The organism is Mycobacterium paraseoulense, from assembly GCF_010731655.1.
Lineage (GTDB): Bacteria > Actinomycetota > Actinomycetes > Mycobacteriales > Mycobacteriaceae > Mycobacterium > Mycobacterium paraseoulense.
Genome location: NZ_AP022619.1, coordinates 5,847,442 through 5,872,571 on the forward strand (window position 1 = coordinate 5,847,442; position 25,130 = coordinate 5,872,571).

Sequence of the window (25,130 nt, forward strand, 5' to 3'; positions counted from 1 at the left end):
TTTCAGGCGTGGAGGCCATCCTCGAGGAGTTCGACGAATACCTGTCGCTGCAATGCGGCCGGTCGGCGCACACCCGTCGGGCCTACCTCGGCGACTTGCGCTCACTGCTGACGTTCCTCGCGGACCGCGGCGCCGGGCTGGACGGTTTGAGCCTGCCCCTGCTGCGGTCCTGGCTGTCGGCCGCGGCCACGGCCGGCGCGGCCCGCACGACCCTGGCCCGTCGCACCTCGGCGGTCAAGGCCTTCACCGCGTGGGCGGCGCGGCGTGGCCTGCTGGTCGCGGACCCGGGCGCCCGGCTGCAGGTGCCGAAGGCGCACCGCACCCTGCCGGCGGTGCTGCGCCAAGACCAGGCGCTCGACGCGATGGCCGCCGCGAAATCCGGTGCGCAGCAAGGCGATCCGATGGCATTGCGGGATCGGCTGATCGTCGAGATGCTGTATGCCACGGGCATCCGGGTGAGCGAACTATGCGGCCTCGATGTCGACGACGTGGACACCGGGCACCGGCTGGTGCGGGTGCTCGGCAAGGGCAACAAGCAGCGCACCGTCCCGTTCGGGATGCCGGCCGCCGAGGCGCTGCGCGCCTGGCTTCACGACGGACGTCCGGCCCTGGTGACCGCGGAGTCGGGCCCGGCGCTGCTGCTGGGCGCGCGGGGGCGGCGGCTCGACGTACGCCAGGCCCGCACCGTCGTGCATCAGACGGTGTCCGCGGTGGACGGCGCCCCCGACATGGGCCCGCACGGGCTGCGGCACAGCGCGGCGACGCATCTGCTGGAAGGCGGGGCCGACCTGCGGGTCGTGCAGGAGCTGCTCGGCCATTCCAGCCTGGCGACCACCCAGCTGTACACCCACGTCGCCGTCTCCCGGTTGCGGGCGGTGCACGAGCAGGCCCACCCGCGGGCGTGAGTGCGATCACGGCGGGGAATCCGCCGCAGAATTCCCGCCCTGGAGGCACGCGCAAAGCCCTGGACGCACACTCATTCGCCAAGCGGCTTGAGCCGGATCGGAGTCGACTTCACCAGGCCGAGCGGATCGACATAGTGGGCGCCCGACGCGGGACCCCACATCGCGCCCCAGTGCAGGCACGCCCCTCCTGCTCCCGAGGCCCGGCAGCCGGCGTGCCCGGGCTCCAACGAGCCGAGCACGGTCCGGGCCGTCACCGGCTGACCCACCCGCACCGCGGCCCGCACGGGCTCGTAGCTGGTGCGCAGACCGCCGGGATGGGCCAGCGACACCACCGGCCGGCCGGCCAGCCGCCCGGCGAACACCACCGTGGCACTGCCCGCCGCAAACACCGGCTGACCGGGGGCGCCGGGCAGGTCCACACCCCGATGCCCGGGCTTCCAGTCCGGTGACGGAGCGTCGAATCCACGCCCGACGGCCGGCGGCGGGCGCAACGGCCAATCCAGCCGCGCGTCGTCCGCAACCGCCGGCGCCGCGCTGAGGACTGCCAGGCCCGCTAAAAGCCACAGAACCCGTCGCATCGGCTCAGTCCATTGCCGCGCGGGCGCCGGCACCACTCACGTGTACCGGTGCTGTGCAAAACCACCTGCTGATTCGGTGTAAACTCCTGGTCGCAGCTCGTTCGCGGGCTGACTTCGCGCGTCTGCCCCGCGTCTCCCGTTCCACTAGGAGTTCGCATCGCATGCCGGGCGGTCCCTTAACTGGGTCCGGCATCGCAGCAGGCGCCAGGGCCCGGCTTCACCCGATGCCGGGCGACAACCGACACACAAAGGCATAAGCATGGCCGTAGTAACCATGAAGCAGCTGCTCGACAGCGGCACTCACTTCGGGCACCAGACCCGTCGCTGGAACCCCAAGATGAAGCGGTTCATCTTCACCGACCGCAACGGCATCTACATCATCGACCTGCAGCAGACGCTGACCTTCATCGACAAGGCGTACGAGTTCGTCAAGGAGACCGTCGCCCACGGGGGCTCGGTGCTGTTCGTCGGCACCAAGAAGCAGGCGCAGGAATCGGTCGCGGCCGAGGCGACGCGCGTCGGCATGCCGTACGTGAACCAGCGCTGGCTGGGCGGCATGCTCACCAACTTCTCCACGGTGCACAAGCGGCTGCAGCGCCTCAAGGAACTCGAGGCGATGGAGCAGACCGGCGGCTTCGAGGGTCGCACCAAGAAGGAAATCCTGATGCTGACCCGGGAGAAGAACAAGCTCGAGCGCAGCCTCGGCGGTATCCGCGACATGGCCAAGGTGCCGTCGGCGATCTGGGTCGTCGACACCAACAAGGAGCACATCGCCGTCGGCGAGGCCCGCAAGCTCGGCATCCCGGTCATCGCGATCCTGGACACCAACTGCGACCCCGACGAGGTCGACTACCCGATCCCGGGCAACGACGACGCGATCCGTTCGGCCGCGCTGCTGACCAAGGTGATCGCCTCCGCGGTCGCCGAGGGCCTGCAGGCCCGCGCCGGGGTCGGCCGTGGCGACGGCAAGCCCGAGGCTTCGGACTCGCTGGCCGCCGAGCCGCTGCCCGAATGGGAACAGGAACTGTTGGCCTCCGCCGCCGCAACCGCTCCATCTTCTGGCCCCACCGACGCAGCTGCGGGCGCACCCGAATCGAACCCCACGGAGGGCTGACATGGCCAACTTCACCGCCGCCGACGTCAAGAAGCTTCGGGAGCTCACCGGCGCCGGCATGCTCGACTGCAAGAACGCGCTGGCCGAGAGCGACGGCGACTTCGACAAGGCCGTCGAGGCGCTGCGCATCAAGGGCGCCAAGGACGTCGGCAAGCGTGCCGAGCGCGCGACGGCCGAGGGGCTGGTCGCGGCCAAGGGCGGCGCCCTGATCGAGCTGAACTCCGAGACCGACTTCGTCGCCAAGAACGCCGAGTTCCAGGCCCTGGCCGACCAGATCGTCGACTCCGCGCTGAGCGCCAAGGCCACCGACGTCGACGCCCTCAAAGCGGCCAGCGCCGGTGACAAGACGGTCGAGCAGGCCATCGCCGACCTGTCGGCCAAGATCGGCGAGAAGCTCGAGCTGCGCCGCGTGGCGTTCTTCGACGGCACGGTCGAGGCCTACCTGCACAAGCGTGCGGCGGACCTGCCGCCGGCCGTCGGTGTGCTGGTGGAGTACAGCGGCTCCGACTCGGAAGCGGCGCATTCCGTCGCCCTGCAGATTGCCGCGCTCAAGGCTCGCTACCTGTCCCGCGACGATGTCCCCGAGGACGTGGTGGCCAGCGAGCGCCGCATCGCCGAGGAGACCGCCAAGGCCGAGGGCAAGCCCGAGCAGGCGCTGCCCAAGATCGTCGAAGGCCGGCTGAACGGATTCTTCAAGGACGCGGTGCTGCTCGAACAGCCGTCGGTGTCCGACAGCAAGAAGACGGTCAAGGCCCTGCTCGACGAGGCCGGCGTGACGGTGACCCGGTTCGTGCGCTTCGAAGTGGGCCAGGCCTAAGCCCCGACGCGGGCGACGGGTTAGCGTCGGTTACATGCGACACATGCATGCGTTCGGCGACGACGCCCTCGGTGACCTGGACGCGGTCGGGCTCGCCCACGCCATCCAAGCCGGCTGGGTGACCAGGGCCGAGGTCATCGAGGCCGCCATCGCCCGTACGGAGGCCGTCGATCCGGTCCTCAACGGCCTGGCGTATGCGGCTTTCCAGCAGGCGCGGACCGCCGTGCCGGCGAACGGCTTCTTCGACGGCGTGCCGACGTTCCTCAAGGACAATGTCGACATCGCCGGCCAGCCCACCATGCACGGCACCGATGCGTGGACGCCATGGAACGCCACCTCCGACGGCGAATTCACCCGGGTGTTCCTGGCCACCGGGCTCGCCCCGGTGGGCAAGACGCAGTTGTCGGAATTCGGTTTCAGCGCGTCGGCCGAACACCCCCGGCTCGGGCCGGTCCGCAACCCGTGGAACACCGACTACAGCGCCGGCGCATCCTCATCGGGCTCGGGTGCGTTCGTTGCCGCCGGCGTGGTGCCGATCGCCCATGCCAACGACGGCGGCGGCTCCATCCGCATCCCCGCCGCCTGCAACGGGCTCGTCGGGCTGAAGCCGTCGCGCGGGCGGCTGCCACTGGACGCCCACCTGCGCCGAATGCCGGTGGGCATCGTCGCCAACGGCGTGGTGACCCGTTCGGTGCGGGACACCGCGGCGTTCTACCGGGAGGCCGAACGCATTTGGCGCAACCCGAAACTGGCGCCGGTCGGGGACGTCACCGGGCCGGGCCGGCAGCGGCTGCGGATCGCAGTTCTGACCCGGTCGGTACAACGCGACTGCAGCCCCCAGGTGCGCGAGCTCGCGCTCAAGTCCGCCGGCCTCCTCGAGGAACTGGGGCACCGCGTCGAATACCTCGACGAGCCCCCCGTGCCGGCCAGCTTCGTCGACGATTTCGTCCTTTACTGGGGATTTCTCGCGCTGGCCCAGGTGCGCAGCGGGCGGCACATGTTCGGCAAGACGTTCGACCGCGCCCGGTTGGACAGCCTGACGCTCGGTCTCGAGCGGCACACCGCCCGCAACATTCACCGACTGCCTCTGGCGATCATGCGCCTGCGCCGTATCCGCAGGCGTACCGCACAATTCTTCGGCACCTACGACGTCGTGCTGACCCCGACGCTCGCCGACGAGACGCCGCGCATCGGCTACCTGGCACCCACCGACTACCACCAGGTCATCGAACGACTGATCGACTGGGTCTCGTTCACCCCGCTGCAGAACGTCACGGGCGAGCCGGCGATCTCACTTCCGTTGGCACAGTCCGATGAAGGCATGCCGGTGGGCATGATGTTCTCGGCCGACCTCGGGCAGGAGGCGCTTCTGCTCGAGCTGGCCTACGAGCTCGAAGAGGCCCGGCCGTGGGCCCGGATCCAAGTCTCGTAGGTAAGTCAGTCGGATCCGAGCCTGTCGAGCATCCGCTTGAACTCGCGCTGCTGAGTTTCGGTCAACTTGGCCAGGATGCGCGCGTCGGCGGTCCGGACCGCGCCTTCCGCGCGCTTGAGCAGGGCCCGGCCCTGGCCGGTCAGCGTGGCGGGTAGCGCGCGACCGCTGGACACCGACGTCGGACGCGCCACGGCGCCAATGTCTTGCAGCTTGCGCAGCACCGTATTCATGGCTTGCGGCGTGACGCCCGCCTGCCGGGACAGCTCGGCGCTCGACGTTCCGGGGAACATGGAAAGCATACGCAGGCAGACGAATTCGGGCAGGGTCAGGCCGAGCGGGCCCAACACGGCGGACACCTCCGGTCGCAGCAGGCTCGCCACCCGGTAGAGCAGGTAACCAAGCGGTGCGTCTTCGGCCTGAACCATGTCAATCATCTTGACATATTTCGGCGGTTTGGATGCGACTTCGGGCCGCGAAGATGTGATTGCGGCCCAGAGCGGCGGTCCGCGAGCATCCGGCCCGACCGCCGAAGGCGTGGACGCCAACGCCAGCAAGAAGCACTTGCTCGGCCTGGCCCGCCGACTCGACGTGCGGGGCCGCTCGACGATGAGCAAGCCGGAGTTGGTCGACGCGATCGTGAAGCACAATCGGCGAGTGCGGGGCCGCTGAGAGGTGCGTCCGTCGGCCGCCGATGTGACTCAAAACACCGGCCCCGACCCGGTTTTAGGCCCAGCCGGCGGGAAATCCCGACAGCCATGGTTGCTTCCACCACCTCCAGCCAGCTACGCCAGTGCCTCAGCGACGTGGATTTCCCGGTGAACAAGCAGGATCTGCTCGACGCCGCCGGTCGCAACGGCTGCGATGACGACACGATCCGCGCCGTACGTGCCATCCCGCCAGAGACCTACAACAACGCCGCCCAAGTCGCCGCATCGGTCACCATCGCCGACGAACACGACATCCGGGACGGCGACAAGGCCGCGGCGCGTCGGTCACACACGAAGCCGGGGCTTGCCGAAACCGCGAAGGACATCCCCGCCCGGAGCCCGATCGTCGACGAGCTGGGCGAGAACCGGGGCCCCTGAACGCGGCGCGGCCGGGCGTCGAATCACCGGTAGCCAGCGGGCTTTTCGGCCCGGAAGGGCTGGGCCCGTCGAGAACTTTCCGCCCGCGACCGAGGCGGCGCAGGGGTCACAGCACCGGGCGGCCCCCCGGGTCACGGCCACCCGCGCGCCGAGGATGTAACTCGCGTCGTCGGACGCCGGCAGTTCGGCCGACGAATTCGCGATGGCGGCCTTGGCGAGGTAAAAGTACGCACCGACGTTGACCCGGAAGGTGTAATCCCATTCCTCGTCGCTGATTTCGTCGAGGCTCTTGTGCATCATCTGGTAGGCGGCGTTGTTGACCAGGACGTCGATCCCGCCGAATTCCTGGACGGCTGTGTCGACGACGGCGCGGCAATGCGCTGGGTCGGAAAGGTCGCCGGGGAGCAGCACGCAATTGCTTCCGGCGTCCTGTACGAGGCGCGCGACGTCGCGGGCGTCGTCGTCCTCGTTGAGATAGGAGATCGCTTTCCCATACCGCGGTAAGTGTTTTCGCTGCGGTCTGAACCGGGTTCATCCGCCCCTGCACACCCGGGACGTCCTGTTGTTGAGGGGCGAAGCCCAGGCTTAGCGTGCCGTCTCATTCGTGCTTGGGCTGGTCGTCTCGGGCGGACTGTGCTTGGCGCCTCCGCGTTCCATGGGCGGCCCCTTTCGCCCTCGTCGGTTACAACCGGATGCGACTACCCGCCAGGGCGGGCGCTAATCGCCGTGTGGGCCCTGGCCGGGCATAGGCGTATTAGTGATACGACGTGAATAGCGATACAGATGTTAAGAATTGATGCGAAAGATCCTGTCCGGCAAAAAAATCGGTTTTAGGCCGCTAAGCGGCACGTATTCGTCATATAGTCGCGCAACATGTTTAAGGCGCATGACAAACGGCTATGGGCGCCTTATGTGCGTATTGCCCTTCTGGGGGGCGATTGTTCAACACGAAAGGAATGGACAATGAAGGTCACCAAGACGGCCGTCAAGACAGCAGCCGCCGCCGGGGGGATAGCGGCGAGCATATTCGCAGCGGCACCGGCGTTCGCCGCACCGCCGCCCAACATTCAGGGTTTCGGCACCAGCGAAAAACTTGTGGACGGGCCGCTGATCACCGACTACACCGTGAGCAACCTGCAGCCGAGCAACGTCACGATTCCCGGCTACACGCCCAAGGGGACGCTCTACCAGGCCGACGTCACCGCCCGCTCGGACGGCGGGGTCGTGACCCCGATGGTCAACGACTTCATCGCTCGTGGGCCTAATGGCCAGAACTACCGGGTGATCGACAAGGTGGGGGTCCCCAACGGTCTGAACCCCGCGCCGATCCCGCAGGGCAGCGAGTCGACCGGGACGCTGTACTTCGACGTGACGGGCGCGCCGCCGAACGGTGTCGTCTACAACGACGGAATGCAGGACATCCTGATGTGGACGTCGAACGTGCCGAGCAGCGCTGCGCCCGGTGGCCCGAGCGCGAGCCCCGCTCCGGGCACACCGCCCAGCCCGGCCCACACGTAGTCCGGCTTGCGGAATATCTCCCCGCGTCGCGCGCGACGCGGGGAGTTCCGTTTTTTGTCGGTGTTGCGTCGTGCGGGCCCGAATCGGGTACCCGCAACTCATGAGTAACCCGGATCACAGGCCAGCCGAAGTGCGCCAGCAAGCGGAGCTCCACGCCGAGCAAGCGCGGGCAACGATGGACGAACGGCGCAGCGACCAGGGCGGCGGATTGAGCGGCTGGGTCGCCGAGCGCGCCGGCAAGTGGGACCTCAGCGGGCAGGACGAGACCACCCTTCAGCGGCAGAAATATCTGTGGAATGTGCTGGTGGACTACTGGTTTCGCATGGAAATCGATGGCTGGGAGAACATCCCGGAACCACCGGCGTTGCTGGTGGGGATCCACTCGGGAGCCCCGTTCGTCTGGGACGCCTGGACCGTGGGCCTGCAGTGGTGGCGCCGCTTCGGCCAGGACCGCCCGCTGCACGGTACCGCCCACGATGCGTTGATGGCCATCCCGTTGATCGGCCGGTACTTCCGATCGATGGGCGTGCTCCCGGCCGCCCCGGACGCGATCGCCACCGCCCTCGCCGAAGGCCGTGACGTCGTGCTGTGGCCCGGCGGGGAAGTGGACTCGCTGCGCCCCTGGACCGAGCGCGACCACGCCAACCTGGCCGGACGAAAAGGGTTCGTGAAAATGGCGATTCGGGCGGGAGTCCCCGTCGTGCCGATCGCGACGGTCGGCGGTGCGGACGCGATGCCCGTGCTGATCCGCGGTGACAAGCTGTCGAAGGCCCTGCAACTGGACCGGCTGCTGCGCCTCAAGGTGTTCCCGTTGGCGATCTCACTGCCATGGGGGATCGCGCCGGCGGCGCTGCCGCAGCTGCCACTCCCGGCCAAGATCAGGACCCGGTTCATGCCCGCGGTCGAGCTGGACCACGATCCCGCGCGCGCGGACGACGACGCCTACGTGGACCGCAAGTACCGGGAGATCCAGGACGCCATCCAGCAAGGAATGGATGCGCTCGCGCGCAAGCGCGCTTTCCCGCTATTCGGCTGAGCTATCCGCGAAGCCGCTGTGCGGCAACGATATTCGGGATCGATGGAGGTTGCGTTAACGCGCGACCGGGTCCGGGGCCGCCGTCGCCGTCGGCCACATCGGTGTCAGCGTCGGGTCGCTGACGATCCATTCCGGATGCGGTGGGGTCGCCGCCATGTAACCCACGCCCCGGACCGTGTCGACCATCGACTGGTGGTGGGCTCCCAGCTTGGCGCGCAGCCGTCGGATGTGAACGTCGACCGAACGGACCCGGCCGTTGCTGTCGTAGCCCCACGCCTCGTGCATCAGGCGGGTACGGGTAAAAGGCCGCCCGGCGTGCTGCACAAGGAAACTCAGCAGTTTGAACTCGGTGAGCGTGAGCGCCAGGTCCTTGCCCTCCAGCGAGCCGGAGAAGCTGGTCGGGTGCAGGAGCAGCGCGCCGAATCGCAAACTGCCGTCGATTGCGCTGCGTCGCTGCGCAATCGCCCGTCGCAGCCGCTCCTGCAGCTCGTCGCCGTCGGTGACGGGCGGCATAACGTCGTCGACGTTCCAGTCGTCGACCCTCGCCCCGTCGTCGGCGCGCGCCACCAGGGCCACCACCGCGGTGCCGGGGGTATCGGTTGTCAGGCGCCGGCAGGCCTCCCGGGCCGCCGCCAGGTCGCCGCGGGCGTCGACGATCGCGACGTCTCCGCCATGGTCGGGCCCGTGGGCCGAGCCGGTCAGGGGTGCGCGCCCCTTGATGCGCGCGACTGATGCCAGGGCCGGCAGAGCCCGGTCGAAGTCCTCCGCGTCGGTGAGCAGTAGAACGTCCAACGACATCTCCCGAAAAACTCTCGGTGGGTCTCTTCCCCCGGCTCGTAGGCACCTCACGGGGAGATGTCTGCCAGCGCAGCGGTGATTACCCGCTCGCCGCCAAATTAAGCAAACTGCTTCGGCGCGGTCCGCCCCGCGTCCGGCCGGGCTCACCGGACGGAATCGTCTCGCCGTGGAAAAGTCGATGGGTCCGGTCCGTTTTCACAGACCGGACCCATCCTCCCAGCAAGCTACTGATTGGCCTTCTGGCGCTCCTCAGCGGCCTCGGCGCCGCCTCGCGCCGCTTCGGCCTCGGCTTCCTTCTTCGCCGCGTCGCGCTGTGCTTCTGCCTTGTCCTGCTGGGCCTGGCCCTCGCGGGTGAGGTCGTCACGACCAGCCACCGCGCCGACGGCCTCCTTGGCCTTGCCCTTGACGTCCTCGACGACGCCCTTGACTGCTTCAGCAGGTCCCGAGTTGTTGTCCGCCATGGAATTAGTTCCTCTCGTTGGCGTACGTTGAGCGATCCGTGCTCACCGCCGATCGCCGAAAGCGACCGGTCCGGTTCTGCGGCCAGGCTGGCCCTTGTTTCTCAAGGCCGTGAATTCCCGCCGCGATGGTGCGGATTCCCCGTGTCGCCCACCGCTCAAACATCCCGACGTCGGCGCAGCCGCCGCCGCCGTCGGCGTTACCTTGGCTGATGGCCGCGAAAGACCGCCCGCGCCGCGAACTCTGCGCATAACGCACCCCGCCGACGCCGCGTTGTGCTGCGATGAGGCAGGATGTGAAATGCCGTTCCGGATGTGGTCACCCGGGATGGCACCTTCATGCGAGGAGCCTGATGACGGAGTCCAGGGAGCCCCAAGCCGCCGGCGCGTCGGCTCCACAGCCGGAGCCGACGGCGCGGGAGAACGGATCAGCTGCCGGGCAGCCGCGAACGCGGCCCAAGTACTCCAGGGTGTTGCTCAAGCTTGGCGGCGAGATGTTCGGCGGCGGCCAGGTCGGCCTGGACCCCGATGTCGTGGCGCGGGTGGCCCGCCAGATCGCCGAGGTGGTTCGCGACGGCGTGCAGGTTGCCGTCGTAATCGGCGGCGGCAACTTCTTCCGGGGCGCGCAGCTGCAGCAGCGCGGCATGGAACGCACCCGTTCGGACTACATGGGCATGCTCGGCACGGTCATGAACAGCCTGGCGCTGCAGGACTTCCTGGAAAAGGAGGGCATCGTCACCCGTGTGCAGACCGCGATCACCATGGGTCAGGTCGCCGAGCCGTACCTGCCGCTGCGCGCCGTCCGCCACCTGGAGAAGGGGCGGGTGGTGATTTTCGGGGCCGGCATGGGACTGCCCTACTTCTCCACCGACACCACGGCCGCGCAGCGGGCGCTCGAGATCGGCGCCGAGGTCGTCTTGATGGCCAAGGCGGTCGACGGGGTGTTCTCCGCGGACCCCCGGCACGATCCGCAAGCCGAGCTCATCGCCGCGATCAGCCATCGTGAGGTCATCGACAGGGGCCTGCGAGTGGCCGACGCCACCGCGTTCAGCCTCTGCATGGACAATGGCATGCCGATCCTGGTGTTCAACCTGCTGACCAATGGCAATATCGCCCGCGCGGTCGCCGGTGAGAAAATCGGGACACTGGTCACCACCTGAGGGGAAGAGCGAACGATGATTCGCGCTGGCGACGATGCAGAACGCAGTGATGTGGGGGCACCTCCCGCTTGCGGGGGAAAGGAGCGGCGCAATGATTGACGAGGCTCTCTTCGACGCGGAAGAGAAAATGGAGAAGGCCGTAGCGGTGGCCCGTGACGACCTGTCAAGCATCCGGACCGGGCGCGCCAACCCGGGCATGTTCTCCCGGGTCGTCATCGACTACTACGGCGCCACCACCCCCATCACGCAACTGGCCAGCATCAACGTGCCCGAGGCGCGACTCGTGGTGATCAAGCCCTACGAAACCAGTCAGCTCGGCGCGATCGAAACGGCGATCCGCAACTCCGATCTGGGCGTCAACCCGACCAACGACGGCACCCTCATCCGGGTGGCGGTGCCGCAGCTGACCGAGGAGCGGCGCCGGGAGCTGGTCAAACAGGCCAAGGGCAAGGGGGAAGACGCCAAGGTGTCGGTGCGCAACATCCGGCGCAAGGCGATGGAGGAGTTGCACCGGATCCGCAAGGACGGCGAGGCCGGCGAGGACGAGGTCGGTCGCGCGGAAAAAGACCTGGACAAGACCACGCACCAGTACATCACCCAGATCGAAGACCTGGTCAAGCACAAAGAAGGCGAGCTGCTGGAGGTCTAGCGACCGCCCAGTAGCTGAGTTCACCCAGGTCCGTGGCAACCACCGGCGCAGCCAGCCCGCCCGACGAGCCGCGGCGTGAGGGCAGGAACACCATGCAGCAGCCGGCCAAGAAGACGTCCCGCGCCGGACGCGACCTGCGCGCCGCGATCGCGGTGGGCGCGGGGATCGGCGGCGTGCTGATCGTGACGCTCATGTTTGCGCCGCGCTTCTGGGTTCCCATCGTCGCGCTCGCCATCTTCGTCGCCACCCTCGAGGTGTCGCGGCGGCTGGGCGAGGCCGGGTACGTCATCCCGCTCATCCCGCTGCTGATCGGCGGGCAGGTCACCCTCTGGCTGACGTGGCCCTATCACGCCGCCGGCGCCCTGGCCGGGTTCGCCGCCACCGTGGTGGTGTGCAACGTGTGGCGGCTGTTCATGCAGGACAACAGCAAGCGGCCGGAGCCGTTCGCCGGTTCGCCGTCGGCGAATTATTTGCGTGACGCCTCGGCCACCGTGTTCCTGGCCGCGTGGGTGCCGCTGTTCGCCTCCTTCGGCGCCATGCTGGTCTACCCGAAGGACGGCGCGGGCCGGGTGTTCTGCCTGATGGTCACGGTCGTCGCCTCCGACGTGGGCGGCTACGCCGTGGGCGTGCTGCTGGGCAAGCACCCGATGGTCCCCGCGATCAGCCCGAAGAAGTCCTGGGAGGGGTTCGCCGGCTCGCTCTTCTTCGGCATCACCGCGGCGATCCTGACGGCCACGTTCCTGGCCGGCAAGCCGCCCTGGATCGGAGCGCTGCTGGGCGTCGTCCTCGTGCTGACCGGCACGCTCGGCGATCTCGTCGAGTCCCAGATCAAGCGCGACCTCGGCATCAAAGACATGGGCCGCTTGCTGCCCGGCCACGGCGGTCTGATGGACCGGCTCGACGGTGTACTCCCGTCGGCGGTCGCCGCGTGGACGGTGCTGACGCTCGTACCCTGACCAAGGCCGATACTGGACTGGTCATGGTCCAACAACTGGTTTACACCGAACCCCGCCCCAGCAGGCCGCCGCGGCACCTGGCCGACCTGGACGCGGAAGGCCGCGCGTCGGCCGTCGCCGAGCTGGGCCTGCCGGCATTCCGCGCCAAGCAGCTGGCGCATCAGTACTACGGCCGCCTGATCGCCGACCCCCGCGAGATGACCGACCTGCCGGCCGCCGTGCGGGACCGGGTCGCCGAGGCGATGTTCCCGCGCCTGCTGAGCTCGGCCGCCGAAGTCACCTGCGATGCCGGGCAGACCCGAAAGACGTTGTGGCGCGGCACCGATGGGACGACCTTCGAGTCGGTGCTGATGCGCTACCCGCAGCGCAACACCGTGTGCATCTCCTCGCAGGCCGGCTGCGGCATGGCCTGCCCGTTCTGTGCGACGGGGCAGGGGGGACTGACCCGCAACCTGTCGACCGCGGAGATTCTGGAGCAGGTGCGCTCCGCCGCCGTGGCCCTGCGCGACGACTTCGGCGACCGGCTCTCCAACGTCGTGTTCATGGGCATGGGGGAGCCGCTGGCCAACTACGCGAGGGTGGTTGCCGCGGTGCGTCGCATCACCGAGGCGCCGCCGCACGGCTTCGGCATCTCGGCCCGCTCGGTCACGGTCTCGACGGTCGGCCTGGCCCCCGCCATCCGCAAACTGGCCGACGAGCGGCTCGGCGTGACGCTGGCGCTGTCGCTGCACGCGCCCGACGACGAACTGCGCGACACCCTCGTGCCGGTCAACAACCGGTGGAAGATCACCGAGGCGCTCGACGCCGCCCGCTACTACGCCGACGTCACCGGGCGCCGGGTATCGGTGGAGTACGCGTTGATCCGCGACGTCAACGACCAGCCGTGGCGGGCCGACCTGCTGGGTAAACGCCTGCATCGGGCGCTGGGCCCGCTGGTGCACGTCAACCTGATCCCGCTCAACCCGACGCCGGGCAGCGAGTGGGACGCCAGCCCCAAGCCTGTGGAGCGCGAGTTCGTCCGGCGGGTGCGGGCGCAGGGGGTGTCGTGCACGGTGCGGGACACGCGCGGACGTGAGATCAGCGCCGCCTGCGGACAGCTGGCCGCCGAAGGCGGGTAGCTGGAGCGCAGGCGAATCCCACTACCGCCTGCGGACAGCTGGCCGCCGAAGGCGGGTAGCTCCGGTGAACCGGGCGAGCTTCTGCCCCGTCGAGTAGGGCAGGACTCCAGCAAACGAGGTGTGCCATGAGGATTCACCGTTCAACCCTGAGCAAAGCGTTTGCCGCGGCGCTCATCGCGGTCATGTGGACTATCGGCGTGGGCAGCGCGACCCGGGCGGCGGCGGCGGACGACCGTCTGCAATTCACGGCAACGACCCTCAGTGGTGCGCCGTTCAACGGGGCCAGCCTGCAGGGCAAACCCGCGGTGTTGTGGTTCTGGACGCCGTGGTGCCCGTTCTGCAACGCCGAAGCCCCGGGCGTCAGCCAGGTGGCAGCCGCGAACCCCGGCGTCACTTTCGTCGGCGTCGCGGCCCACTCCGACGTGGCTGCGATGCAGAACTTCGTCGCCAAGTACAACCTGAATTTCACCAATCTCAACGACACCGACGGCGCGCTCTGGGCCCGGTACAACGTCCCCTGGCAGCCCGCTTACGTGTTCTACCGGGCGGACGGCAGCTCGACCTTCGTGAACAACCCGACCGCGGCGATGTCGCAGCAGGAGCTGTCCGAGCGGGTAGCCGCGCTGAGGTCCTGACCTCGTGGATCGGGGCCTCGTCGGCCTGGCCTTTGCCGCCGGGTTGGTGGCGGCCCTGAACCCGTGTGGCTTTGCCATGCTGCCCGCCTACCTGCTGCTGGTGGTGCGAGGTCAGCGGTCCGGCGAGCGAGCGGGCGTGTCGTCGGCTTTGACGGCCGCCGGGCGGGCGCTGGCAGCCACCGCCGGGATGGCGCTCGGCTTCCTGACGGTGTTCGGCTTGTTCGGCGCGCTGACGGTATCGGCGGCCACGACCGTACAGCGGTACCTGCCGTACGCCACGGTGATCGTCGGCGTCGTGCTCGTCGCGCTCGGCGTATGGCTGATGTCGGGTCGCCGGCTGTCGGCGCTCACCCCTCGGCCGTTGGGCCCGCGGCGGGCACCCACGGTGCGGCTCGGCTCGATGTACGGGTACGGCGTCAGCTACGCGCTCGCTTCCCTGTCGTGCACGATCGGGCCGTTTCTGGCGGTCACCGCGGCCGGCCTGCGGGGTGGATCGATCGTCACGGAGGTGTCGATCTACCTCGCCTACACAGGGGGCCTGACCTTGGTCGTCGGCGTACTCGCGGTCGCCGCCGCTACCGCGAGCTCGGCGGTGGTGGACCGGCTGCGGCGCATCCTGCCATTCGTCGACCGGATCAGTGGCGCGCTGCTGTTGCTCGTCGGTCTCTACGTGGCCTACTACGGCTGCTACGAGCTACGCCTATTGGGGCCGGACGCCAATCCGCAGGACGCGGTGATCACCGCGGCCGGGCGCGTGCAGGGAACGCTGGCCGGCTGGGTGCATCAGCACGGGATGTGGCCCTGGCTGGCGGCCCTGTTCGCCTTGGCCGCCGTCGTGCTCGGCGGCGCCTGGTACCGGCGGGCGCAACGCTAGAGCATCGGGGTGGGCGGCTACCTGATCCAGCCGCGGCGGCGGCCCCACAGGTCGCGGACCAGGGCGAACAGGGCCACCGCGGCGAACCCGATCAGGTACCAGTTCTCGATGTGGCCGACGTGGTTGCCGCGCAGCATCGCCAGCAGGAACACGATGATGACCAGACCGGTGAGGTACCACGTGCGGTGGTTGATCCTGCTCCAACCCCACGCCGCCGACGGCACCTCGACGGTGTCGACGCCGGTGAACTGTTCCACCTCGGTACTGGCCACGGTGAACCCCTTTCGTCGCTTCTGCAGCGATTCTGGCATACCCGCGGCGCGGTCCCGCACCCGTCGCGGACTCTTCGAGCGGGGCACAATGGGTGGGTGACAACCGCGACACCCGACGGCCGCCTGCGCGTGCTGGTGCTGGGCAGCACCGGCTCGATCGGCACCCAGGCGCTCGAGGTGATCGCGGCCCATCCGGACCGCTTCGAGGTGGTCGGCCTGGCCGCGGGGGGCGCGAACCTGGAGACCCTGCTGCGTCAGCGCGCCGAGACGGGGGTCACCAACATCGCAGTCGCCGACGAACGCGCGGCGCAGATCGCCGACGCCCCGTACCGCGGCCCCGACGCCGTCACCCGCCTGGTCGAAGACACCCGGGCCGACGTCGTCCTCAACGCGCTGGTGGGCGCACTGGGCCTGCGTCCGACGCTGGCGGCGCTGGAGTCGGGGGCCCGGCTGGCGCTGGCCAACAAGGAATCGCTGATCGCCGGTGGTCCTCTGGTGTTGCGGGCGGCGCGACCGGGTCAGATCGTGCCCGTCGACTCCGAGCACTCCGCGCTGGCCCAATGCCTGCGCGGCGGCACCCCGGAAGAGGTCGCCAAGCTGGTGCTGACCGCCTCGGGCGGGCCGTTCCGAGGCTGGACCGCCGCCCAGCTCGAGGGGGTCACCCCCGAACAGGCGGGCGCCCACCCGACCTGGTCGATGGGCCCGATGAACACGCTCAACTCGGCCTCGCTGGTCAACAAGGGGCTCGAACTCATCGAAACGCACCTGCTGTTCGGCATCCCGTACGACCGCATCGAGGTCGTCGTGCACCCGCAGTCGATTGTTCACTCGATGGTCACGTTCATCGACGGGTCGACCATCGCCCAGGCCAGCCCGCCGGACATGAAGCTGCCCATCTCGCTGGCCCTGGGGTGGCCCCGCCGCGTCCCCGGGGTGGCCGCGTCCTGCGACTTCACCACCGCCTCTAGCTGGGAATTCGAACCGCTGGACAGCGAGGTTTTCCCCGCCGTCGACCTGGCGCGGCACGCCGGCCGGACCGGCGGCTGCATGACCGCCGTGTACAACGCGGCCAACGAGGAGGCGGCGGCGGCGTTCCTGGAGGGCCGGGTGGGATTCCCCGTCATCGTCGAAACCATCGCCGAGGTGCTGCACGCCGCCGACCAATGGGCGGTTTCACCCGCTAACGTGGATGAGGTACTAGACGCGCAGCGCTGGGCGCGGGAGCGGGCGCGACGCGCCGTCGCACACGCACGGCCCACCGAGGCCTCCGTCAACGCCTCCGGAATGGTGTGAGAAAGGTCCTGCAGCGGAGATGATGTTCGTTATCGGCATTGCGCTGTTCGCCGTTGCCATCCTGATCTCGGTGGCCCTGCACGAGTGCGGCCACATGTGGGTCGCCCGTGCGACCGGCATGAAGGTGCGACGCTATTTCGTCGGGTTCGGGCCCACGCTGTGGTCGACGCGGCGTGGTGAGACCGAGTACGGGCTGAAGGCCGTGCCGCTGGGCGGCTTCTGCGACATCGCCGGGATGACCTCGGTCGAGGAGCTGGCCCCCGACGAGACCGACCGGGCGATGTTCAAGCAAGCCGTCTGGAAGCGCGTCGCGGTGCTGTTCGCCGGCCCCGGCATGAACTTCGTGATCTGCCTGGTCCTGATCTACGGCATCGCCCTGGTCTGGGGGCTGCCGAACCTGCACCCCGACACCCGGGCCGTCGTTGGCGAAACCGCTTGCGTCGCACCGGAAGTGAGTCCCGGAAAGCTCGCCGACTGCGCCGGACCGGGTCCGGCGGCCTTGGCCGGGATCCGCCCCGGCGACGTCGTGGTCAAGGTCGGTGGCACCAAGGTCTCCAGCTTCGATGACATGGCGGCCGCGGTTCGCAAACTGCACGGCAGCGTCCCCGTCGTGGTCGAGCGCAACGGCACACCGATCACCACCTACGTCGACGTGACGCCCACCCAGCGCTACATCTCCAAGGCAGAGGGCGCCAAGCCCGAATCTGCCACGGTCGGCGCCATCGGCGTCGGCGCGCAGAGGCTTCAGCCCACGCACTACAACGCGCTCACCGCGGTTCCCGCGACCGTCGCCTTCGCGACCGACCTGACCGCAGAGGTGGGTAAGGCGCTCGTCACGATCCCGACCAAGGTGGGCGCCCTGGTCCACGCGATCGGCGGTGGGCAGCGCGACCCGCAGACGCCGATGAGCGTCGTGGGAGCCAGCATCATCGGCGGCGAGACCGTCGATCACGGGCTGTGGATGGCGTTCTGGTTCTTCCTGGCCCAGCTGAACCTGATCCTGGGCGCGATCAACCTGGTGCCGCTGCTGCCCTTCGACGGCGGGCACATCGCCGTCGCGCTGTTCGAGAAGGTCCGCAACATGATCCGGTCGGCCCGCGGCATGGTCGCGGCCGCGCCGGTGAACTATCTCAAGCTGATGCCCGCCACGTACGTGGTGCTGGTGTTCGTGGTCGGGTACATGCTGCTGACCGTCACCGCGGATCTGGTGAATCCGATCACCCTCTTCCAGTAATCGACCAAAGGAAACCAAGACTGTGACCGTTGGCCTGGGCATGCCGGACGCTCCGGCGCCCACGCTCGCCCCCCGGCGCCAGACGCGCCAATTCATGGTCCGCGACGTCGGGGTGGGCAGCGACTATCCGATTTCCGTGCAGTCGATGTGCACCACCAAGACCCACGATGTGAACACGACGCTGCAGCAGATCGCGGAACTGACCGCCGCCGGCTGCGACATCGTGCGGGTGGCCTGCCCGCGGCAGGAGGACGCCGACGCGCTGGCCGAGATCGCCCGGCACAGCCAGATCCCGGTGATCGCCGACATCCACTTCCAGCCCAAGTACATCTTCGCCGCCATCGACGCGGGGTGCGCCGCGGTGCGGGTGAATCCCGGCAACATCAAGGAATTCGACGGCCGGGTGGGCGAGGTGGCCAAGGCGGCCGCCGCGGCCGGCATCCCGATCCGCATCGGCGTCAACGCGGGCTCGCTGGACAAGCGCTTCCTGGAGAAGTACGGCAAGGCCACCCCCGAGGCGCTGGTCGAGTCCGCGCTGTGGGAGGCCTCGCTGTTCGAGGACCACGGCTTCGGCAACATCAAGATCAGCGTCAAGCACAACGATCCCGTCGTGATGGTCGCCGCCTACGAACAGCTGGCCGCCCAATGCGACTACCCGCTGCACCTCGGCGTCACCGAGGCCGGCCCCGCGTTCCAGGGCACCATCAAGTCCGCGGTGGCCTTCGGCGCGCTGCTGTCGCGGGGGATCGGCGACACCATCCGGGTGTCGCTGTCCGCGCCGCCCGTCGAAGAGGTCAAGGTCGGCATCCAGATTCTGGAGTCGCTGAACCTGCGGCCGCGCGGCCTGGAGATCGTGTCCTGCCCGTCCTGCGGTCGCGCGCAGGTCGACGTCTACACCCTGGCCAACGAGGTCACCGCCGGGCTGGACGGCCTCGACGTGCCGCTGCGGGTCGCGGTGATGGGGTGCGTCGTCAACGGCCCGGGGGAGGCCCGCGAGGCCGACCTGGGCGTCGCGTCGGGAAACGGCAAGGGGCAGATCTTCGTTCGCGGCGAAGTGATCAAGACCGTACCGGAAGCCCAGATCGTCGAGACCCTGATCGAGGAGGCCATGCGGCTCGCCTCGGAGATGGGCGCCGATCACGGTCCTGACACAACATCAAGCGGTTCGCCGATCGTGACCGTAAGCTGATGGGGGCCGGTTTCCGGCTGCCGGTCCGTTAGTTCGCAGCACAGAGAGTTCGCCAGATGTCGGCTCCGCCCCTGTTCCGCCTTGTCGGCGAGCGACGGGTGTCCGTGGTGCGCGACGCCGCCGCCGTCTGGCGGGTGTTCGAGGAGGACCCGGTCGGGTCGTGCATGGTCGCGGCCCGGGTGGCGGACCACGGCATCGACCCGAATTCCATCGGCGGCGAGCTGTGGACCCTGCGCGGTGCCCAGGAGTCGCTGTGCTTCGCCGGCGCCAACCTGATCCCGCTGCGCGGCGCGCCGGCCGACATGGACGCCTTCGCCGACGAGGCGATGAGCGGGACGCGCCGTTGTTCGTCGCTGGTCGGCAGGGCCGACCTGGTGATGCGGATGTGGGAGCGGCTCGAGTCCGCGTGGGGCCCGGCCCGCGACGTGCGCGACCACCAGCCGCTGCTGGCGCTGTCGCGGCACCCGGACTGCGACATCGACCCCGACGTGCGCCAGGTCCGGCCGGACGAGCTGGACGCCTACCTGGTGGCGGCCGTGGACATGTTCATCGGCGAGGTGGGCGTCGACCCCCGCATCGGCGACGGTGGCCGCGGGTACCGGCGGCGCGTCGCGAGCCTCATCGCGGCCGGCCGTGCCTGGGCCCGCTTCGAGCATGGCCAGGTCGTCTTCAAGGCCGAGGTGGGCTCGCAGTCGCCGGGTGTCGGCCAGATCCAAGGGGTTTGGGTGCACCCGGAGTGGCGGGGCCTGGGCCTCGGCACCGCCGGCACCGCGACCGTGGCCGCCGTGATCGTCGGCAGCGGGCGCACCGCCAGCCTGTACGTGAACAGCTTCAACACCGTGGCCCGCGCCGCGTACGCCCGAGTGGGCTTCGCCGAGGTGGGCACGTTCGCGACGGTCTTGCTCGACTAGCGTTCTCTCGGACGCGGTACGCGGCCGTAACGCTTCGGTCTCGGTGTGTCTGCGCCGATGCCGCCGCCACCGTTCATAACATCTGTAACGATGGCAACAAGAAGCACACTGGTATCAGCAGCGTCGGGGATCTCCGGTGTGCTGCTCGTCGCGGCCGTGGCCCTGTCCGGCTGCACCCCGCGGCCCGAGGGCCCCGGCCCCGCGGCGGAGCGGTTCTTCGGCGCGCTGGCCGTCGGCGACACCGCCACCGCCGCCCAACTCAGCGACAACCCCAACGAGGCGCGCGAAGCGCTCAACGCGGCGTGGGCGGGGCTGCAGACGAGCCACCTCGACGCGCAGATCCTCAACGCCAAATACGCCGAGGACACCGGCACGGTCGGCTATCGCTTCACCTGGCACCTGCCCAAGAACCGGACCTGGACCTACGACGGCCAGCTGAAAATGGCGCGCGACGAGGGACGCTGGGAGGTCCGCTGGACCACCACCGACCTGCACCCCAAACTTGGCGAGCATCAGACGTTCGCGCTGCGGGCCGACGCGCCGCGGCGCGCCTCGGTGAACGAGCTCGGCGGCAGTGACGTGCTGGTCCCCGGCTACCTGTACCACTACACGCTGGACGCCACCCAGGCCGGATCCGGGGCCGCCCTGATCGGGACGGCACACGCGATCGTCGACGTCCTGCACCCCTTCAACGGGGCGCTGAACGACCCGCAGTTGCTCGCCGAGCAGGCCAGCTCGGCGACGCAGCAGCTGGATCTGGTGACGCTGCATCCCGACGACAACGACAAGGTCTTCCCGGCGATCGGGCGGCTGCCCGGCGTCGTGGTCACCCCGCAGCCGGAGATGCTGCCGACCGACCCGCATTTCGCGCCGGCCGTCATATCCGAAGTGAAGAAGGCCGTGGCCGACCAGCTCGACGGCGAGGCCGGCTGGCGGGTGGTCAGCGTCAACCAGAACGGTGTCGAGGTCGAAGTCCTGCACGAGGTGCCGGGGTCGCCGGCACCGTCGGTCTCGATCACGCTCGACCGGGTGGTGCAGAACGCCGCCCAGCACGCGGTGGACACCCGGGGCGGCAAAGCCATGATGGTCGTGATCAAGCCGTCCACCGGGGAGATCCTGGCGATCGCCCAGAACGGCGGCGCCGATGAGGACGGCCTGGTGGCCACCACCGGCCTCTTCCCGCCGGGGTCGACGTTCAAGATGGTGACCGCGGGCGCCGCCGTCGAGCGCGACATGGCCACCCCGAACACCATGCTGGGCTGCCCGGGCCATATCGACATCGGGCACCGCACCATCCCCAACTACGGCGGCTTCGACCTGGGCGTGGTGCCGATGTCGCGGGCGTTCGCCAGTTCGTGCAACACCACGTTCGCCGAGCTCAGCAGCAGGATGCCGCCCCGGGGCCTGACGCAGGCGGCCACCCGGTACGGGATCGGGCTGGACTACCAGGTCGACGGCATCACCACGGTGACCGGGTCGGTGCCGCCGACGGTGGACCTCGCCGAGCGCACCGAAGACGGCTTCGGCCAGGGCAAGGTGCTGGCCAGCCCGTTCGGCATGGCCCTGGTGGCGGCGACCGTCGCCGCCGGCAGGACCCCGACGCCGCAGCTCATTGCCGGCCGGCCCACCGCGGTGCAGGGCGACACCACGCCGATCAGCCCGAAGATGGTGGACGCCCTGCGGCCCATGATGCGGCTGGTGGTGACCAACGGGACGGCCAAGGAGATCGCCGGCTGCGGCGCCGTCTACGGAAAGACGGGTGAGGCCGAGTTCCCGGGCGGATCGCATTCCTGGTTCGCCGGGTACCGCGGCGACCTGGCGTTCGCCGCGCTGATCGTCGGGGGCGGCAGCTCGGAATACGCGGTCCGGATGACCAAGGTGATGTTCGAATCGCTGCCGCCGGACTTCCTGGCCTGACGCCCGTTGCGGGCGCCCAGGCGAGCGTGCACGGAATGCCGCCCGCAACGGCGTGTCGGCGTACCGACACGCACGCTCGCGAGGCTCCCGGCAGCGGTAAGTTGCGAGGGTGGGCCGAGGGTTTTCAGCGTCAGGAAAGGCCATGACTGAGACCGGTGGAGAGATGGTGGCGTTGCGGGTCTCGGACGCCGACCGCAACGGCACGATGCGTCGACTGCACAACGCCGTCGCGCTCGGTCTGATCGATATCGACGAGTTCGAGCAGCGTTCGTCGCAGGTGTCCTACGCCCGCACCCGCGGCGAGCTGGACGCGCTGGTCGGCGACCTGCCGGGTCCGGGCGCCATCGTCACGTCCGCGGCCGACCGGGTGGAGCTGCGCGGCTGGGCCGGCTCGCTGAAACGCCATGGGGAGTGGACGGTGCCCACCCGCCTGGCGTTGGTGCGCCGGCTCGGCTCGATCGAACTCGACCTGACCAGGGCGCGGTTCGCGGGCCCGGTGGTGGTCATCGAACTCGACATGCGGTTCGGCTCGGTGGAGATCCGGTTGCCGGACGGCGCCAGCGCGTCGATCGACGACGTGGAGGTCTACGTGGGCAGCGCCACCGACCGCCGCAAGGACGCGCCGGGCGAAGGGCGGCCACACGTCGTGCTGACGGGGCGGGTGGTGTGCGGCTCGGTGACCATCCGGGGGCCGCGGCGCTCGTTGATCCGCGGCCGCTTCGGCTGATCGGGGCTCGGGGCCGAGCCGGCGCCGCGCGGCGTCGCTAAGCTGGCCCCATGCCCGCCCGCACCGCGCTTTCCCCCGGAGAGTTGTCCCCCACACTGCCGGTGCCCAGCCGCATCCCCCGCCCGGAATACGCCTGGAAGCCCACCGTCCGCGAAGGCAGCGAGCCGTGGGTGCAAACACCGGAGGTGATCGAGAAGATGCGGGTCGCCGGCCGGATCGCAGCCGGCGCGCTGCAGGAGGCGGGCAAGGCCGTGGCGCCCGGGGTGACGACCGACGAACTGGACCGGATCGCCCACGAGTACATGATCGACCACGGCGCCTACCCGTCCACCCTGGGCTACAAGGGCTTCCCGAAGTCGTGCTGCACGTCGCTCAACGAGGTCATCTGCCACGGGATCCCCGACTCGACCGTGGTCGAAGACGGCGACATCGTCAACATCGACGTCACCGCCTACATCGACGGCGTGCACGGCGACACCAACGCGACGTTCCTGGCCGGCGATGTCTCGCAAGAGCACCGGCTGCTGGTGGAGCGCACCCACGAGGCGACGATGCGCGCGATCAACGCCGTCAAGCCGGGGCGGGCGCTGTCGGTCGTCGGCCGCGTCATCGAGGCCTACGCTAATCGGTTCGGCTACAACGTGGTTCGCGACTTCACCGGCCACGGCATCGGCACCACGTTCCACAACGGGCTGGTGGTGCTGCACTACGACCAGCCGTCGGTGACCACGATCATGCAGCCGGGGATGACGTTCACCATCGAACCGATGATCAACCTCGGCGGCCTGGACTACGAGATCTGGGACGACGGCTGGACGGTGGTCACCAAGGACCGCAAGTGGACCGCGCAGTTCGAGCACACCCTGCTGGTGACCGACACCGGCGTGGAAATCCTCACCTCGATCTAAGCAGCCGTGAACCCTTGAGCGGGGCGCTGCTGGTCGCCGGCACCAGCTCCGACGCCGGGAAATCGGTGGTGGCCGCGGGCTTGTGCCGGTTGCTGGCGCGCCGCGGGGTCCGGGTGGCGCCGTTCAAGGCCCAGAACATGTCCAACAATTCCGTGGTCACCGTCGAGGGCGGCGAGATCGGCCGGGCCCAGGCGCTGCAGGCGCGGGCGGCGGGGTTGGAGCCCAGCGTGCGGTTCAACCCGATCCTGCTCAAACCGGGCAGCGACCGGACGTCACAGCTGGTGATCCGGGGCCAGGTCGCCGATTCGGTCACGGCGGCAAGCTATGTGCGCCACCGCGACCGCCTCGCGGGGATCGTCGCGGACGAATTGTCCAGCCTGCGTGCGGAATTCGACGCGGTCATCTGCGAGGGTGCCGGCTCTCCGGCCGAAATCAACCTGCGTTCCACGGATTTGGCCAACATGGGCCTGGCCAGGGCGGCGAGCCTGCCGGTGATCCTGGTCGGTGACATCGACCGCGGTGGGTTGCTCGCGCATCTCTTCGGCACGGTCGCGGTGCTCGCGCCCGACGACCAGGCGCTGATCGCCGGCTTCGTGGTCAACAAGTTCCGGGGGGACCCCGCTCTGCTCGAACCCGGACTGTGGCAGCTGCACGCGATGACCGGCCGTCCGACCTACGGGGTGTTGCCCTACGCCGACGAACTCTGGCTGGACGCCGAGGATTCGCTGTCGGTGGTCGCGCGCCGCGTCGTCGGCACCCCGGCACCGCCGCGCGGGCGCGAGTGGCTGCGGGTGGCCGCGATCCGGCTGCCGCGGATCTCCAACTCCACCGACGTGGAGGCGCTGGCCTGCGAACCGGGCGTCATGGTGCGCTGGAGCACCGACGCGGCAGACCTGGCCGGGGCCGACCTGATCGTGATCCCCGGGAGCAAATCCACCGTGGCCGACCTGGCCTGGCTGCGCGAGCAGGGTCTGGCCGGGGCGATCACCGCGCACGCCGCGGCCGGCAAGCCGGTGCTCGGTATCTGCGGGGGCTTTCAAATGCTGTGCCGGCGCATCGATGACACCGTGGAATCGGGGGCCGGCGAGGTCGCCGGCCTGGGGCTGTTGGACGCCGACATCGCCTTCGGTGAGTCCAAGGTGCTGCGCCGGTGGCCGCCGCCGCTGGCCGGATACGAGATTCACCACGGCCGCGTGTCGCGGTGCGCCGAGGACAGCTGGTTCGCCGCGGAGGGCGCGCGCGATTGGCAGCCGCACGGCTTAATGCGCGGCGCGGTCTTCGGCACGCACTGGCACGGCCTGCTCGACAACGACGACTTCCGCCGCGCGTGGCTCACCCGCGTCGCGGCGGCGGCCGGCCGCGGCGGGTTCGTCGTCGCCGACACCGACGTCGCCGCGCGACGCGATGCCCAGCTCGACAAGATCGCCGAGCTGCTGGATTCCCATCTCGACGTCGACGCCGTCCTCGGCCTGCTCGACGGTCCGCCGCCACCCCGGCCGCACATCGCAAGCCGCTTGCGGCCCTGAGGCTTTCGCCGGGCCGGCGC

The 25,130-nt window shown here is 69.4% G+C and carries 25 protein-coding genes and 3 pseudogenes; 22 read left to right on the forward strand and 6 right to left on the reverse strand.

Annotated elements, in window-relative coordinates; translation table 11 throughout:
* The first annotated feature begins 8 nt into the window (after positions 1-8).
* The gene (locus G6N51_RS27460; protein ID WP_083172896.1) at positions 9-905 is read left to right on the forward strand and encodes a tyrosine recombinase XerC; all 897 of its coding nucleotides are present in this window, start codon (positions 9-11) and stop codon (positions 903-905) included.
* An 80-nt stretch (positions 906-985) separates the two neighbouring features.
* Here the strand turns inward: G6N51_RS27460 and G6N51_RS27465 are convergent.
* Positions 986-1,519 (reverse strand): annotated as a pseudogene (locus G6N51_RS27465) (M23 family metallopeptidase); the annotation flags it as partial.
* A 223-nt stretch (positions 1,520-1,742) separates the two neighbouring features.
* Here G6N51_RS27465 and rpsB point away from each other — a divergent pair.
* Genes rpsB through G6N51_RS27480 form a run of 3 tightly spaced genes read left to right on the forward strand, consistent with a single transcriptional unit; the run spans position 1,743 to position 4,846 of the window.
* On the forward strand, positions 1,743-2,597 hold the full coding sequence (gene rpsB / locus G6N51_RS27470; protein ID WP_083172898.1) for a 30S ribosomal protein S2: 855 nt from the start codon (positions 1,743-1,745) through the stop codon (positions 2,595-2,597).
* Position 2,598: 1 nt separating this feature from the next.
* Positions 2,599-3,414 (forward strand): translation elongation factor Ts, encoded by an 816-nt coding sequence (tsf, locus tag G6N51_RS27475; RefSeq protein ID WP_083172899.1) that lies wholly within the window; start codon positions 2,599-2,601, stop codon positions 3,412-3,414.
* A 34-nt stretch (positions 3,415-3,448) separates the two neighbouring features.
* A complete protein-coding gene (locus G6N51_RS27480) occupies positions 3,449-4,846 on the forward strand; it encodes an amidase (RefSeq protein WP_083172900.1) in 1,398 nt (465 codons plus the stop codon).
* Positions 4,847-4,851: 5 nt separating this feature from the next.
* Here the strand turns inward: G6N51_RS27480 and G6N51_RS27485 are convergent, their stop codons facing one another.
* Positions 4,852-5,271 carry a MarR family winged helix-turn-helix transcriptional regulator gene (locus tag G6N51_RS27485; protein WP_142275038.1) on the reverse strand — a complete coding sequence of 140 codons (420 nt, stop codon included), beginning with the start codon at positions 5,269-5,271 and terminating at the stop codon, positions 4,852-4,854.
* 64 nt (positions 5,272-5,335) lie between these two features.
* Here G6N51_RS27485 and G6N51_RS27490 point away from each other — a divergent pair.
* Both G6N51_RS27490 and G6N51_RS27495 read left to right on the forward strand, forming a co-directional pair.
* Positions 5,336-5,515, forward strand: a pseudogene (locus tag G6N51_RS27490) (ChaB family protein); the annotation flags it as partial.
* An 86-nt stretch (positions 5,516-5,601) separates the two neighbouring features.
* Entirely contained in the window at positions 5,602-5,931 is a 330-nt protein-coding gene (locus G6N51_RS27495) for a DUF2795 domain-containing protein (RefSeq protein ID WP_083172902.1), read from the forward strand.
* On the opposite strand, the pseudogene G6N51_RS29760 reads toward G6N51_RS27495, so the two are convergent.
* A pseudogene (locus tag G6N51_RS29760) lies at positions 5,839-6,514 on the reverse strand (SDR family oxidoreductase). The gene G6N51_RS27495 and the pseudogene G6N51_RS29760 sit on opposite strands and share 93 nt — an antisense overlap.
* Before the next feature lie 380 nt (positions 6,515-6,894).
* Between G6N51_RS29760 and G6N51_RS27505 the strand changes: the two are divergent.
* Both G6N51_RS27505 and G6N51_RS27510 read left to right on the forward strand, forming a co-directional pair.
* The gene (locus G6N51_RS27505; RefSeq protein ID WP_083172903.1) at positions 6,895-7,449 is read left to right on the forward strand and encodes an MPT63 family protein; all 555 of its coding nucleotides are present in this window, start codon (positions 6,895-6,897) and stop codon (positions 7,447-7,449) included.
* Positions 7,450-7,549: 100 nt separating this feature from the next.
* Positions 7,550-8,485, forward strand: a complete 936-nt coding sequence (locus G6N51_RS27510) for a lysophospholipid acyltransferase family protein (protein ID WP_083172904.1) — start codon at positions 7,550-7,552, stop codon at positions 8,483-8,485.
* 54 nt (positions 8,486-8,539) lie between these two features.
* Here the strand turns inward: G6N51_RS27510 and G6N51_RS27515 are convergent, their stop codons facing one another.
* Together G6N51_RS27515 and mbp1 are read right to left on the reverse strand one after the other, a co-directional pair.
* A complete protein-coding gene (locus G6N51_RS27515; RefSeq protein ID WP_083172905.1) occupies positions 8,540-9,283 on the reverse strand; it encodes a winged helix family transcriptional regulator in 744 nt (247 codons plus the stop codon).
* Positions 9,284-9,507: 224 nt separating this feature from the next.
* A complete protein-coding gene (mbp1, locus tag G6N51_RS27520; RefSeq protein ID WP_067901776.1) occupies positions 9,508-9,744 on the reverse strand; it encodes a microaggregate-binding protein 1 in 237 nt (78 codons plus the stop codon).
* A 350-nt stretch (positions 9,745-10,094) separates the two neighbouring features.
* Here mbp1 and pyrH point away from each other — a divergent pair, with 350 nt between their 5' ends.
* From pyrH to G6N51_RS27550, 6 genes are all read left to right on the forward strand, one after another.
* Positions 10,095-10,901 (forward strand): UMP kinase, encoded by an 807-nt coding sequence (gene pyrH / locus G6N51_RS27525; protein ID WP_083172906.1) that lies wholly within the window; start codon positions 10,095-10,097, stop codon positions 10,899-10,901.
* Positions 10,902-10,992: 91 nt separating this feature from the next.
* Positions 10,993-11,550: a ribosome recycling factor gene (gene frr, locus G6N51_RS27530; RefSeq protein WP_083172907.1), complete on the forward strand. Its 558-nt coding sequence runs from the start codon at positions 10,993-10,995 to the stop codon at positions 11,548-11,550.
* Between the two features lie 32 nt (positions 11,551-11,582).
* Positions 11,583-12,506, forward strand: a complete 924-nt coding sequence (locus G6N51_RS27535; protein ID WP_372510045.1) for a phosphatidate cytidylyltransferase — start codon at positions 11,583-11,585, stop codon at positions 12,504-12,506.
* A 23-nt stretch (positions 12,507-12,529) separates the two neighbouring features.
* A complete protein-coding gene (gene rlmN, locus G6N51_RS27540) occupies positions 12,530-13,624 on the forward strand; it encodes a 23S rRNA (adenine(2503)-C(2))-methyltransferase RlmN (protein ID WP_083172908.1) in 1,095 nt (364 codons plus the stop codon).
* Between the two features lie 125 nt (positions 13,625-13,749).
* Positions 13,750-14,259, forward strand: a complete 510-nt coding sequence (locus tag G6N51_RS27545) for a protein disulfide oxidoreductase (RefSeq protein ID WP_083172909.1) — start codon at positions 13,750-13,752, stop codon at positions 14,257-14,259.
* A gap of 4 nt (positions 14,260-14,263) precedes the next feature.
* Positions 14,264-15,133, forward strand: coding sequence for a cytochrome c biogenesis CcdA family protein (locus tag G6N51_RS27550; protein ID WP_083172910.1), 870 nt, complete (start codon positions 14,264-14,266; stop codon positions 15,131-15,133).
* A 17-nt stretch (positions 15,134-15,150) separates the two neighbouring features.
* Here G6N51_RS27550 and G6N51_RS27555 read toward each other — a convergent pair whose 3' ends face one another.
* The gene (locus G6N51_RS27555; protein WP_083172950.1) at positions 15,151-15,405 is read right to left on the reverse strand and encodes a DUF2631 domain-containing protein; all 255 of its coding nucleotides are present in this window, start codon (positions 15,403-15,405) and stop codon (positions 15,151-15,153) included.
* Between the two features lie 96 nt (positions 15,406-15,501).
* On the opposite strand from G6N51_RS27555, the gene dxr reads away from it, so the two are divergent.
* The 8 genes from dxr to G6N51_RS27595 all read left to right on the forward strand — a co-directional run bounded on the left by dxr (position 15,502) and on the right by G6N51_RS27595 (position 25,110).
* Complete coding sequence (gene dxr / locus G6N51_RS27560) at positions 15,502-16,698, forward strand: 1-deoxy-D-xylulose-5-phosphate reductoisomerase (RefSeq protein ID WP_083172911.1); 1,197 nt, start codon at positions 15,502-15,504, stop codon at positions 16,696-16,698.
* Positions 16,699-16,717: 19 nt separating this feature from the next.
* Positions 16,718-17,932 (forward strand): M50 family metallopeptidase, encoded by a 1,215-nt coding sequence (locus G6N51_RS27565; protein WP_083172912.1) that lies wholly within the window; start codon positions 16,718-16,720, stop codon positions 17,930-17,932.
* A 22-nt stretch (positions 17,933-17,954) separates the two neighbouring features.
* Positions 17,955-19,121, forward strand: coding sequence for a flavodoxin-dependent (E)-4-hydroxy-3-methylbut-2-enyl-diphosphate synthase (ispG, locus tag G6N51_RS27570; protein ID WP_083172913.1), 1,167 nt, complete (start codon positions 17,955-17,957; stop codon positions 19,119-19,121).
* Positions 19,122-19,177: 56 nt separating this feature from the next.
* On the forward strand, positions 19,178-20,032 hold the full coding sequence (locus G6N51_RS27575; RefSeq protein ID WP_083172914.1) for a GNAT family N-acetyltransferase: 855 nt from the start codon (positions 19,178-19,180) through the stop codon (positions 20,030-20,032).
* A gap of 90 nt (positions 20,033-20,122) precedes the next feature.
* The gene (locus G6N51_RS27580; RefSeq protein WP_083172915.1) at positions 20,123-21,949 is read left to right on the forward strand and encodes a penicillin-binding transpeptidase domain-containing protein; all 1,827 of its coding nucleotides are present in this window, start codon (positions 20,123-20,125) and stop codon (positions 21,947-21,949) included.
* 142 nt (positions 21,950-22,091) lie between these two features.
* Positions 22,092-22,676, forward strand: a complete 585-nt coding sequence (locus G6N51_RS27585) for a DUF1707 SHOCT-like domain-containing protein (RefSeq protein ID WP_083172916.1) — start codon at positions 22,092-22,094, stop codon at positions 22,674-22,676.
* 50 nt (positions 22,677-22,726) lie between these two features.
* Positions 22,727-23,584: a type I methionyl aminopeptidase gene (map, locus tag G6N51_RS27590; RefSeq protein ID WP_083172917.1), complete on the forward strand. Its 858-nt coding sequence runs from the start codon at positions 22,727-22,729 to the stop codon at positions 23,582-23,584.
* A gap of 14 nt (positions 23,585-23,598) precedes the next feature.
* A complete protein-coding gene (locus G6N51_RS27595; protein ID WP_083172918.1) occupies positions 23,599-25,110 on the forward strand; it encodes a cobyric acid synthase in 1,512 nt (503 codons plus the stop codon).
* Positions 25,111-25,130 lie beyond the last annotated feature (20 nt).